General features: G+C 70.7%; 10 protein-coding genes. 7 read left to right on the top strand and 3 right to left on the bottom strand.

Annotation, left to right across the window (positions count from 1 at the left end; all coding sequences use genetic code 11):
- Nucleotides 1–15: 15 nt before the first annotated feature.
- Nucleotides 16–1,563, bottom strand: a complete 1,548-nt coding sequence (locus OG430_RS05040) for a glycosyltransferase family 39 protein (protein WP_327351188.1) — start codon at nucleotides 1,561–1,563, stop codon at nucleotides 16–18.
- 420 nt (nucleotides 1,564–1,983) lie between these two features.
- Between OG430_RS05040 and OG430_RS05035 the strand changes: the two genes are divergently transcribed.
- The 5 genes from OG430_RS05035 to OG430_RS05015 all read left to right on the top strand — a co-directional run bounded on the left by OG430_RS05035 (nucleotide 1,984) and on the right by OG430_RS05015 (nucleotide 7,223).
- Nucleotides 1,984–3,321 carry a gluconate:H+ symporter gene (locus OG430_RS05035; RefSeq protein WP_327351187.1) on the top strand — a complete coding sequence of 446 codons (1,338 nt, stop codon included), beginning with the start codon at nucleotides 1,984–1,986 and terminating at the stop codon, nucleotides 3,319–3,321.
- A 44-nt stretch (nucleotides 3,322–3,365) separates the two neighbouring features.
- Nucleotides 3,366–4,313 (top strand): 5-dehydro-4-deoxyglucarate dehydratase, encoded by a 948-nt coding sequence (gene kdgD, locus OG430_RS05030; RefSeq protein WP_327351186.1) that lies wholly within the window; start codon nucleotides 3,366–3,368, stop codon nucleotides 4,311–4,313.
- Between the two features lie 62 nt (nucleotides 4,314–4,375).
- Nucleotides 4,376–5,737: an enolase C-terminal domain-like protein gene (locus OG430_RS05025; protein ID WP_327351185.1), complete on the top strand. Its 1,362-nt coding sequence runs from the start codon at nucleotides 4,376–4,378 to the stop codon at nucleotides 5,735–5,737.
- Nucleotides 5,738–5,851: 114 nt separating this feature from the next.
- Nucleotides 5,852–6,328 (top strand): cupin domain-containing protein, encoded by a 477-nt coding sequence (locus OG430_RS05020; protein ID WP_327351184.1) that lies wholly within the window; start codon nucleotides 5,852–5,854, stop codon nucleotides 6,326–6,328.
- Nucleotides 6,329–6,749: 421 nt separating this feature from the next.
- Nucleotides 6,750–7,223 carry a DUF4352 domain-containing protein gene (locus OG430_RS05015; RefSeq protein WP_327351183.1) on the top strand — a complete coding sequence of 158 codons (474 nt, stop codon included), beginning with the start codon at nucleotides 6,750–6,752 and terminating at the stop codon, nucleotides 7,221–7,223.
- A 281-nt stretch (nucleotides 7,224–7,504) separates the two neighbouring features.
- On the opposite strand, the gene OG430_RS05010 is transcribed toward OG430_RS05015, so the two are convergent.
- Nucleotides 7,505–7,909, bottom strand: coding sequence for a nitroreductase family deazaflavin-dependent oxidoreductase (locus OG430_RS05010; RefSeq protein ID WP_327351182.1), 405 nt, complete (start codon nucleotides 7,907–7,909; stop codon nucleotides 7,505–7,507).
- A gap of 208 nt (nucleotides 7,910–8,117) precedes the next feature.
- Here OG430_RS05010 and OG430_RS05005 point away from each other — a divergent pair, with 208 nt between their 5' ends.
- On the top strand, nucleotides 8,118–9,524 hold the full coding sequence (locus OG430_RS05005; protein ID WP_327351181.1) for an NAD(P)/FAD-dependent oxidoreductase: 1,407 nt from the start codon (nucleotides 8,118–8,120) through the stop codon (nucleotides 9,522–9,524).
- Between the two features lie 69 nt (nucleotides 9,525–9,593).
- Here OG430_RS05005 and OG430_RS05000 read toward each other — a convergent pair whose 3' ends face one another.
- Nucleotides 9,594–9,944: a hypothetical protein gene (locus tag OG430_RS05000; RefSeq protein WP_327351180.1), complete on the bottom strand. Its 351-nt coding sequence runs from the start codon at nucleotides 9,942–9,944 to the stop codon at nucleotides 9,594–9,596.
- Between the two features lie 242 nt (nucleotides 9,945–10,186).
- On the opposite strand from OG430_RS05000, the gene OG430_RS04995 reads away from it, so the two are divergent.
- Nucleotides 10,187–12,109, top strand: coding sequence for a CASTOR/POLLUX-related putative ion channel (locus OG430_RS04995; protein ID WP_327351179.1), 1,923 nt, complete (start codon nucleotides 10,187–10,189; stop codon nucleotides 12,107–12,109).
- The last annotated feature ends 102 nt before the right edge of the window (nucleotides 12,110–12,211 follow it).

The following is a 12,211-nucleotide window of genomic DNA, read 5'->3' as shown; positions in this document are numbered from 1 at the left end:
CTCGACCGGTTGGGCTCAGGCGTCGGGCCGCTCGTCGAGCTCGATGTCCACGCCGTTGGCGCGGTAGTGGTCGACCGGGGTGAAGCCTGCGTGGGCGAGGGTCTGTTCCTGGGCTGCCGCGGTGCGGTCGGCCGCCTCGCGGGCGGCTGCGGACAGGTGGGTGCAGCTGATGTGCCAGACGCGGGTGGTGTGGGCAAGGCGCTGCTGCAGGAGGGCCGGGTCGGCGGGCAGGTTGTCCAGGGCGCCGAGCCCGGCGGCCGTCCGGTCCGTGCCCAGGTCGGGATGGCCGGTGAAGGCTTCCTTGAAGGCGGTGGCGATCAGCCCGCACCGGGCGCCGCTGAACAGGATGGCGTCGCCGGGGGCTTCGTGGATCCGCAGCGTCCTGATCACGGCGTGGGTGTCCCACGGTCGGCTGTCCTCCTGGCGTATGGCGAGGTGGGACGCGGCCAGAGGCACTGCCGGCAGGAGGGCGAACACCAGCTGCTGACGCGGGGCGAGGACGGTGGCGGCCGTCGCGAGCAGCAGGGCCAGGGCCGGCAGACAGAACAGCAGGTACCGGTAGGCGAAGAGGGGGTGGCCGAGCGAGCCGGCCGCCAGGAGCAGTGGGGGAACTACCAGCCAGGGCACGCCGACGGCGAGGGCCAGGGGCGGAGCCTTGTGCCGGCGGACCACGAGCAGGGTCAGGGCGGCGACGGCCGTGGCCGTGAGAAGGAGCTTCAGCGCGGTGGGCAGAGTGCCCTGGCCGGGAGTGAGCAGCCAGGTGAAGTAGTTGAGCGGGGTGCCCGCGGTGACCGGTGCCGCCTCACCCACGGCGGCGCTCTGGGCCGCGGCGACGAGCAGCAGCGGGACGACGGCGGTGAGGCCCGCGACCTGGGCGAGGAGCAGGCGCATCACCACGCGGCGGCCGGGCCGCCGCAGCGCCACGGTGACCACGTGGGCGGGCACCAGGAGCAGGCCGAGCAGGTTGAACCAGCCCAGCAGGGCTATGAGCGCGGCATAGGCGAGCGGCCACCGGCCCCGGCCCTCGCCGGACAGGGACTTCACGAGGGCACCGGTGGCGAGCACGGCCACCACCATGACGAAGGCGAACGAGCGGGCCTCCTGTGCGTACCGTGACGCGGTCGGCAGTACGGCGAGCAGCAGCCCGGCGCAGAGTCCGAGGCGCGGACCGCCGAGCAGCCGTCCCAGCCACGCGAGGCCCGCTGCCGCACCGGCCACCGCCAGCGCCGAGGGCACGCGCGCGGTGAACTCGCCCAGCCCTGTGACCTGGTCGACCAGGTGCAGCAGCACGTAGTGCAGGCCGTGCACCGCGTCGACGTGTCCGAGAAGCTGTCCGAGCTCTGGCCAGGACCGGCGTGCCACGTCGATGGTGACGATCTCGTCGGTCCACGCGGAGGGGCCGGTGATCCCCCACAGCCCGAGGACGAGCGCGACGACCGGCGGCGCCCACACGGTCGCGAGCTTCCCACGGGCGCGGCCGGCAACTGTGCCGGGTGCGCGGGGCGCGGTGGGCTGGGGTGCGGTGACGGTCATGGTGCGTATGTCCTCGGTGAGCGGCGTCATGTGGGACGCCGAGCAAGAGGACACCCCCCACGTTTCGGACATTATGCGTATTTCGTGCCTGATAACTCAAAACCGGGTGACGTGGCCCGTGAGGCCCAACTCGCCATGGTCCGGCGGCCCGGACGGCAGTCGCGAGTGGAGTGGCAGGCCGGAGGCCCGTCATGCGTGGCGCGGGCGGGCCGGAGGCATTGATGCCTTTCGCGCATCACAGCATGCGAAAACAGTCTTGGACCTGCATGACGATCACCCCATAGTTTCCACTGCAACGCGCCGACCGGCCACGGCCCCTCCGGGACGAGGGGCAGGCGGCGGCGCGGCCCCGCACCGGCTCATGGTCGGGGGACTCGAAGCGGACCGCGGTGGGCAGTGCGCCGCGACGTGTCGGACCTCCGGCCCAGTTCAAGGAAGAACGGGTCACCCATGCCGCTCGTAGTCGTCGGGATCAGCGTGCTGGTCCTGCTCCTGCTGATGACGAGGTTCAAACTCAACGGCTTCACCGCGCTGTTGTTCGTGGCGATAGCCGTGGCGCTGGTCCAGGGGATACCCGCCGAGAAGATTCCCGACGTCCTCGGCGAAGGCGTCGGCGGACAGATCGGCGACACCATGCTGGTCGTCGGGCTCGGCGCGATGCTCGGCCGGGTCATGGGCGACGCCGGCGCCGCCCAGCGCATCGCCGACAAGATGATCGACGCCTTCGGGCCGCGCGGGGTGCAGGCCGCCATGGTGGTCACCTCGATGCTCATCGGCGTGACCATGTTCTACGAGGTCGCCTTCGTCATCCTCGTACCCGTCGCCTTCACGCTCGTCCGCTCCACCGGCTCGAAGCTGCTGTGGGTCGGCCTGCCGATGTCGATCGCCCTGTCGACGATGCACAGCTTCCTGCCACCGCACCCCGGCCCCACCGCCGTGGCCGGCACCTTCCACGCGTCCGTCGGCCACACCCTGCTGTACGGGCTCGTCTTCGCCGTGCCGCTCGGCGCGCTGATCGCGCTGGTGTGGCCGCGCCTGCCCTTCGTCCGCTCGATGAACCCCGCCATCCCCAGCGGCCTGGTGACCGAGCGGCAGTTCGCCGACGAGGAGATGCCCGGGCTCGGCTGGTCCCTGTCGATCGCCCTGTTCCCCGTGGTGATCATCGCCGGTGCCGCGGTCTTCGACATGGCGGCGGGCGACGACAACTCCCTCGCCTCGCCCATCGCCTTCATCGGCGGACCGCCCGTCGCCCTGCTGCTCACGCTGCTGCTCGCGATGTGGGTGTTCGGACCGCGGATGGGCCGCCCACTGGAGGAGGTCGCCGACTCCTGTACGTCGGCCGCCAAGGCAATGGCCATGATCCTGCTGGTGGTCGGCGCGGGCGGCGCCTTCAAGCAGGTGCTCATCGACGGGGACATCACCGACTACATCGGGGATCTCACCGCCGACTGGACCATCTCGCCGATCGTCCTCGCCTGGCTGATCGCCGTGATCATGCGCGTCGCCCTCGGTTCGGCCACGGTCGCCGTGGTCACGGCCGCCGGGATCGCCCTGCCCCTGCTGGCGGGCAGCGGGGTCCACCCCGAGCTGATGGTGCTCGCGGTGTCCTGCGGATCCATCGCCTTCTCCCACGTCAACGACCCGGGCTTCTGGCTGTTCAAGGAGTACTTCAACCTGTCGGTCATCGAGGCCATCAAGGTCCGTACGACGTATACGACGGTGCTCGCGATCCTGGGCCTCGGCGGGGTGCTCGCGATGGAGTGGGGGCTGGACGCCCTCGGCATCTGACCTCATCAACTCCCGGGCCCCGGCAAGCAAGGAAGTGCACGACCATGTCCTCCCAGTCCTCCCGCACCCGCCCCACCCCCGCCGAACTCGGCGCACGGATCGGCTCCGGGCTGCTCTCCTTCCCCGTCACCCACTTCCGCCCCGAGGACCTCTCCTTCGACGAGGACGCCTATCGCGCGCACATCACTCGGCTCGGCGCGTACGAGGTCGCGGGTCTGTTCGCGGCCGGCGGCACCGGCGAGTTCTTCTCGCTGCGGCCCGCCGAGGTCGACGCCGTGGTGCGGGCCGCCGTCGCCGCGGCCCCCGAGGGCACACCGATCCTCGCCCCGGCGGGCCTCGGGACCGCCGCGGCCGTCGAGTTCGCGCAAGCAGCGGAGCGGGCGGGCGCCGACGGCATCCTGCTCTTCCCGCCCTATCTGACCGAGGCGAGCCAGGACGGTCTGGCCGCACACGTCGCAGCGGTGTGCCGCGCCACCACGCTCGGCGTGATCGTCTACAGCCGAGCCAACGCCGTCTATACGGCCACCACGCTCGCCCGGCTCGCCGAGTCCTGCCCGAACCTGATCGGCTACAAGGACGGCGTCGGCGACATCGCCGAGATGACCCGCATCCACGCCACCCTCGGCGACCGCCTCACCTACGTCGGGGGCTTGCCGACCGCCGAGCTGTTCGCCGTCCCGTACCTGGAACTGGGCGTCAGCACGTACTCGTCGGCCCTCTTCAACTTCGTACCGGAGTTCGCGCTGAAGTTCTACGCGGCCGTGCGCGAGCGCGACCATGCCACCGTGGAGCGGCTGTTGAACGGATTCGTGCTGCCCTACACCGAGCTGCGCGACCGCAAGCAGGGCTACGCCGTGAGCATCGTCAAGGCCGGCCTGACCGTGACCGGCCACCCGGCAGGACCGGTACGCAGCCCGCTCACGGACCTGACCGAGGACGAGCACCGGATCCTGCGGGAACTTGTGTCCGCCGCCGACGAATTCGTCACCTGACGCCTCGCTCCGACGTGCCCTCAGGTCACCTAACTGCCCGCCCCCGCAAAGGAGTTCCCCGCATGACCCAGGCCATGGCCACCGCCACCGCCACCCAGCCCGTCGTCACCGCGATGCGTGTCGTCCCGGTCGCCGGTGACGACAGCATGCTGCTCAACCTCAGCGGGGCCCACGCCCCGCACTTCACCCGCAACCTCGTCGTCCTCACCGACTCCGAGGGCCGCACCGGTGTCGGCGAGGTCCCCGGCGGCGAGGCGATCCGGCGGACCTTGGAAGACGCCCGCGACCTGATCGTGGGGCAGCGCGTGGCACGACACCACGCGGTGCTGCGCGACATTCGGGAGCGGTTCGCGGACCGGGACACCGGCGGGCGCGGCGCGCAGACCTTCGACCTGCGGGTGACCGTGCACGCGGTGACGGCCGTCGAGGCGGCCCTGCTCGACCTGCTCGGCCAGCACCTCGAAGTCCCGCTGTGCGAACTCCTCGGCGAGGGACGCCAACGGGAGTCCGTGCCCGTCCTCGGCTACCTCTTCTACGTCGGTGACCGAGGCCGCACCGATCTGCCCTACCGCTCGGCACCCGACGCGGGAGACGCCGGCGACGACTGGCTCCGGCTGCGCGACCAGGAAGCCCTCACCCCCGACGCGGTGGTACGCCTCGCCGAGGCCGCCCAAGCCCGGTACGGATTCCAGGACTTCAAGCTGAAGGGCGGCGTCCTGGCCGGCGCCGAGGAGGCCGCGGCGGTCAAGGCGCTGGCCGAGCGGTTCCCCGAGGCACGCATCACCCTCGACCCGAACGGCGCCTGGCCCGTCGCCGAAGCCATCGCACTCGGCCACGAGCTGCGCGACGTACTCGCCTATGCGGAGGACCCGTGCGGTCCCGAAGGCGGCTACTCCGGGCGCGAGACGATGGCCGAGTTCCGCCGCGCCACCGGCCTGCCCACCGCCACCAACATGATCGCCACCGACTGGCGCCAGCTCGGGCACGCGGTCACCGCGCAGGCCGTCGACATCCCGCTGGCCGACCCGCACTTCTGGACGCTCGCCGGATCGGTGCGGGTGGCGCAGCTGTGCGACGCCTGGGGGCTGACGTGGGGCTCGCACTCCAACAACCACTTCGACGTGTCGCTCGCGATGTTCACGCACGTCGCCGCCGCGGCGCCCGGGAAGATCACCGCCATCGACACGCACTGGATCTGGCAGGACGGCCAGCGCCTGACCAAGGAGCCGTTCACCATCGCGGGCGGGCAGATCGAGGTGCCGCGGCGGCCCGGACTCGGTGTCGACCTCGACCTGGAGCAGGTCGAGGCGGCCCACGAGCGCTACCTCGCCCTCGCCTCCGGCAGCCGGGACGACGCCGCGGGCATGCAGTACCTGATCCCCGGCTGGACCTTCGACGGCAAGCGGCCCGCGCTGGTGCGCTGAGCCGGCCGGCGCCGGACCCGACGAACCCGCCACGGTCGATCAACTGCCGGGTAACGTAAGCGCTTTGGATCAAGCATCAGGCAGGGCCTGACGATCGACCTCGGAGGGGTTCAGATGCGTAGCAGCAAGCAGCAGGGGTGGATACGCAAGGCCGTACTCGGCGCCGCATGCGTGAGCGCGCTCGTGCTCGTGCCGTCGGCCGCGATCGCCACCCCCGGCAGCGGGGTCACCGGAACGATCCTCGCCAAGGGCACGTCCGAGGGCACCCTCAAGCTCAAGTCCAAGGGCGCCACCGACGTCGTCGTCCGCACGATCACCATCGCCCCCGGCGGCACCACCGGCTGGCACCACCACCCCGGTGAGGTGCTCGCGGTCGTCAAGTCCGGGACCCTGACCCGGACCCTGGACGACTGCTCCGTCGAGACGACCACCGCGGGCAAGTCCTTCGTCGAGCCGGCCGGCACCGCGCACCGCCATGTCGGACGCAACCTGGGTTCGGAACCGGTGGAGCTGTACGTGACGTACCTGCTGCCCGCCGGCAGTCCGATCTCCGTCGACGAGGAGGCGCCGGAGGCTTGCCCGGAGCCCTGACCGGAGCCCTGACCGGGGCAGAGGCCGCGCCGAGGCGCGAAGCGGCGCCCGTCCGCGCTCTTCGCCCTTCGTCGCCTCCGAACGGAGCAGCAGCGTTGCGCCGTCGTCGCTAATGGCTGTGATCAGCGGACGCATGTCCGATATGAGGAAGGAACGGGCCCGTATAAGCGTGCCCATGAACTCCTCTGATTCACCACCGAACCCCGGCAACAGCGATGATCCATGGGGCAGCCGTCCGGAACAGCCGCAGGGGTGGGGTGGTGCAGGGCAAGGGGGACGGCAGCATCACTCACCGCCGCAGCCGCCGTCCTGGTCCGCTCAGCCACCTCAGCCACCGAAGAAGAATCCTTGGAAGTGGCTCGTCATCGGCTGTGGCGGACTCCTGGTCCTCACGGTCGGCGGGTGCGCGGCCATCGTCGTCATGGTCGGTTCCGACCAGGGCAAGAAGCCCGAGAAGGTCTCCTCGTCACCGTCGGGTACGGACCGCGGTGCGTCGACGGACCGGGAGGCCTTCAAGGTGGGCGACACCGTCGCGGCGGACGGCTGGGAGCTGAAGGTCAATGAGGTCATCGACCCCTTTGTCTCCGACAACCAGTTCACCCAGCCCGAGGCGGGCAAGCGATTCGTCGTCGTGGACCTGACGGTGAAGAACACCCAGGACAAGGCGCGGACGGCCAGTTCCCTGTTCACCAGCGAACTCCGCGACGAGGAGGGCCGCGCGTACAGCAGGTCCATCGTCGTCGGCGTGGACAGCGCCCCGGACGGGGAGTTGGCGCCGGGGGAGCAGCGCAGGGGACAGATGGCGTTCGAGGTCCCCACGGCGTCGAAGGAGCTGCGCCTGGACTACACCAACGGGATCTTCGGCCACCGGGTCGTCATCGACCTCACGCGGTAGCCGCAAGCTGCCGGGCCCGGCGGGCCGTTGTCGAGCGGACGTGGCGTCAGGGGCCTCGGTCGGTTGTCAGTGGGCGCTGTCACAGTCGACGGCATGACGACTCCACTCGCGTGGGTGCCCGCGTTACACGGCCATGAGCCGGCGTCGGACGGGACGAACCCGTGCGTCGCACAGGCACTCCAAGGGCCACGCACCTCTTGCCGGTTGGCGCTGGCGCCGTAGGCGCGCGCGACGCGTGCGGCTTGCGGGCCTCCCCGCAGGCCGCACCCGTCGAGCCGACATCAGATCCGGTCGAGCACGACCACGGGGATCTCGCGGTCGGTCTTGGACTGGTACTCGTCGTAGTCCGGCCACACGGCGGCCATCTTCGGCCACAGTGCTTCGCGCTCGGCGGCCTGGGCGGTGCGCGCCCGCGCGGTGAACTTGTCGCCCAGGACCTGGACCCGCACCTGGGGGTCGGCCTGCAGGTTCAGATACCAGTCGGGGTGGGCCGGTGCGCCGCCCTTGGACGCCACGATGACGTAGCCGCCGTCGACCTCCTGGTAGATCAGCGGGAACTTGCGGTCCGCACCGGACTTGCGGCCCTTCGTGGTCAGGATGAGGGTCGGGGCGCCCTTCTCCCAGATGTGCCCGACCTCGCCGTCGGTCTCCTCGTAGCGGCGTACGTGCTCCTCGCCGAAAAGCATGGGTTCCCTTTCGTAGCGTGATCCTGCGTGATCTTGCGTGCTGCCGTCGCCGGCTGGTCCTGTCGCGGCCCAGAACCTGTCGCCCATGGGCAACACCCGCTGCCCGCGGGTTAATCCACCCCGGGTGTACGCCGTCCCCACCGCGCGGCGGATGCGGTTCCGTCCCCGGGGTGACGTCGCGGGCGCCGGGGCGGACCAGATTGGAGGCATGACGACAACCGACAAGCACAGCAAGGGTTTCGCACCGCGGATTCTCATCGTCGGCGGCGGCTTCGCCGGGCTCGAGTGCGCGCATCGGCTCGAGCGCAGGCTCGCCGCCCGCGAGGCCGACATCACGCTCGTCAGCGACCAGAACCATCAGCTCTATCTGCCACTGCTGCCCCATGTCGCCTCCGGCCGCCTCACACCGCAGTCGGTCGCCGTTCCGCTGCGCAGGATGCTGCGCCGCACCACCCTGGTGCCGGGGCGGGCAATCGGCGTGGACACCAAGGCGAAGGCGGTGGTCGTCCGCGACAGCGAGGGCGAGCTGCAGGTGCGGGCGTACGACTACCTGGTGCTCGCCCCGGGCAGCGTGACCCGGCAGTTCGACATCCCCGGGGTGGCCGAGCACGCGCTCGGCATGAAGACGCTCGCCGAGGCCGCGTACGTACGTGACCACGTCATCGCCCAACTCGATCTGGCCGCAGCGACCGACGACCCCGCCGAGCGCGAGGCGCGGCTGCAGTTCGTGGTCGTGGGCGGCGGGTACGCGGGCACCGAGACCGCCGCCCACCTGCGGCGGCTGACCGCGTCGGCGGCCAAACGCTACCCCCATCTCGACCCCGCACAGATACGCTGGCATCTGGTGGACACCGCGGCGAAGTTGATGCCGGAGCTCGGCGACGGCCTCGGACGCAAGGCCGTGCGGATTCTCGAACGGCGGGGCGTCGAGGTGTCGTTGGGGGTGTCCGTCGCCTCCGCCGGACGGGACGTGGTCAGGCTCACCGACGGTCGGGTGCTGCCCTGCCGCACGCTGATCTGGACGGCGGGCGTCGCCCCCAGCCCGCTCATCTCCACCCTCGACGCTGCCACCGACCGCGGCCGGCTCGTGACGGAGGCGGACATGACGGTGCCGGGCCTCGACGGAGTGTTCGCCCTGGGCGACGCGGCAGCCGTGCCGGACCTCGCCACCGGCGGCGACCAGGTGTGCGCCCCGACCGCCCAGCACGCGCAGCGCCAGGGCAAGGCCGCCGCGATGAACGTGCTCGCCGCGATCCGGGGATTCGACGCCACCGAATACCGGCACCGGGACCTCGGTCTGGTGGTCGACCTCGGCGGCCTCCAGGCGGTCGCCAAGCCCCTCGGCGTACCGCTGTCGGGACTGCCCGCGCAGGCCGCCACCAGCGGCTACCACCTGATGGCGATGCGCACCCTGACCGCCCGCTGCCGGGTGGGCGCGGGGTGGCTGCTGCACGCGCTGGCCGGCGACGATTTCGTCCGGATCGGCTTCCAGTCGCACCGGCCCGCCACCCTCGCCGACTTCGAGGACACCGACGGCTATCTGACCTCGGGGCAGATCCACGATCTGACCCGCACGGTGCGCCCTCCCCAGGCGGCCGCCGGGTCGGTCGCGTAGGCCGGACGGGTTACGCACACCCGCCCCGCGACGGTGCTCACGGGGCGGGTGACCTGCGGGGTCGGTCGGTTACACGCCCCGCGTGCAGTAGTAGGGGATCCAACCGCGGATGCCCCGGTACGTGATCTCCTCCCACTTCGTGCTGCGGTGCCCGCAGAGGTTGTAGGAGCCGCCCGTGGTGTTGGGATTGTTGGTCGTACAGGCGCTCGAGCCCTTCGGCAGCAGACCGAGCGCGGTGCCGTTCACCGCCTTGGTCTTGCGTATTTTCACGCTCTCCGCGGCCTCCACGTAGACGCACGCGGCCGGCGCGGACTTGGCCGCGGTGGCGGTGTGCGTGGTCGCGGCGGCGACCCCGCCGGTCAGGGCGGTGCCGATCAGGGCCAGCGAGGCGATGGCGGGAGCCACCAGTTTCAGCCTCATGTGTCGTCCCCCTCTTGGTAGTTGTCGGAGCGTCAGATCTGGTCGCCCCGTACGTGATCAAGGATTCGAGCACACTACCGGGCCCGCCCGGACCGCCCGCAGGCCGGGGGAAGGGTGCGGTGGTGCGCCCCGTGGGGTCGCTCCGCTGCGCCACTGGAGCTGCGAGGGCACGGGATCCGGCAGAGGATCGAAAATGCCCGGCACGTCTGGAGGTCTTCTCACAGCAGGGAGCGTGGTGCTGCATGGGTGGCGAGCCCTCGCCCAGGGCGCGGCTTCGGTACTGGTTCGACAACACCATGTCCCGTGGCACACCGGCCCTGATCGGCTGGCTCTCGGCGATCTGTCTCGTGATCGTCATCCCGGTGAGCGCGCTGCTGGTGTGGGCGGACAAGAACACCCCCACGACCCTGGGCAACCAGCTCGTGTCCATATGGAAGAACACCGCCAAGACTTTCGCGCTCGGCGGCCCGGTCGGCACCCCGCTCTTCGTGCTCTTCTCGATCGTCCTCGCCCTGGTCGGCCTGTTCTTCGCCAGCACTCTCGTCGGTCTGATCACGGCAGGCGTGAACCGCAAGATCCTGGATCTGCGCAAGGGCCGTTCGGTGGTCCTGGAGAAGCAGCACACGGTGCTCCTCGGCTGGTCGGACCAGGTCTTCCCGATCGTCTCCGAGCTGGTCGAGGCCAACTCCAATCTGCGCCGGTCGGCGGTCGTGATCCTCGCCGACAAGGACAAGGTCGAGATGGAGGACGAGATCCATGCGAAGGTGCCGCACACCGGAACCACCCGGGTGATCTGCCGGACCGGCAGCCCGATGGACACCACCGACATCCATCTGACCAACCCGGACGAGGCCCGCTCGATCATCGTCCTGGCACCGCCCCCCAAGGACCCCGAGGCCGCGCAGGTGTGCGCCAGCGACGACAGCGGTGACGCCGAGGTCGTGAAGACCCTGCTCGCGATCACCCAGAGCCCGCAGCGGCGCGAGCAGCCGTACCACATCGTCGCGGCCGTGCAATGCGGCCACAACCGCGAGGCGGCCCGGCTCGCCGGCGGCGCGGAGGCCTGCGTGGCCGGCATCGACGACATCTCCGCGCGGCTGATCGTGCAGACCAGCCGGCAGCCGGGACTGTCCGTGATCTACATGGACCTGCTGAACTACGCGGGCGACGAGTTCTACATGTGCCCCGAGCCGACGCTGACCGGCAGGACGTACGGCGACGCGCTTCTCGCCTACGACACCTCGTCGCCGGCCGGGCTGCTGCGGGCGGCCGACGGGGCGATCGTGCTCAATCCGGCGCCCGACACCGTCATCGCCGAGGGCGACCAGATCATCGCGGTGTCGCGGGACGACGACACGGTGATCGTGTCGGACTTCGCGTACGAGATCGACGAGGCGGCGATCGTCACCCCCCGGCCGCGCGAGATACAACCCGACACGATCCTCGTACTCGGCTGGAACCGGCGTGCCGCAACGATCATTTCCCAGCTCGACACCTATGTGGCCGCAGGCTCCCGGCTGCACGTCGTGGCCCGCGGGGCCGAGGCGAAGGGCGTGGTCGAGGCGGCCCGCACCGAGCTCACCAACCTCGAGGTGTCGTGCGAGACGGGCGACATCACCCGCCCCAGGACGCTGAAGCGGCTCGACATCGGCGGGTACGACCACGTCATCGTGCTCGGCTACGACGACATCGACACCGGCCGGGCCGACAACCAGACGCTGGTCACGCTGCTGCACCTGCGGGACCTGGAGAACACCCTGGGCCGCGAACTCCCGGTCGTCACCGAGATGGCCGACGACCGCAACCGCGCCCTCGCCCCGATCAGTGAGGGCGACGACTTCATCGTCAGCGACAAGGTCATCAGCCTGCTCATGACCCAGGTGTCGGAGAACCGTCACCTCGCCCGCCTCTTCGACGACCTGTTCGCCGCCGACGGCTGCGAGATCTACCTCAAGCCCGCGGGCGACTACGTGGCGCTGCAGCACGACATCGACTTCTACACGGTGGTGGAATCGGCCCGCCGCCAGGGCCACTCGGCGATCGGCTATCGCCTCCAGGCGGAGGCCGCGCTGCCGCCGTCCTTCGGGATCCGGCTCAACCCCGACAAGAAGGAAAGGCTCTCCTTCGGCGTCGGCGACAGCGTGATCGTGATGGCGGAGTCCTGAGCCCACGGGGCGTGGCGCGCGAGGCCGTCCGGATCACCGTCGGGTAGTTCTTTCGGGCTAGGCCGTCACCCGGTGGTCGCACTCCTGGGCGAGGGGGGAGGG

The organism is Streptomyces sp. NBC_01304 (genome assembly GCF_035975855.1).
Taxonomy (GTDB): domain Bacteria; phylum Actinomycetota; class Actinomycetes; order Streptomycetales; family Streptomycetaceae; genus Streptomyces.
This window is presented reverse-complemented; position numbering and strand designations above follow the sequence as displayed.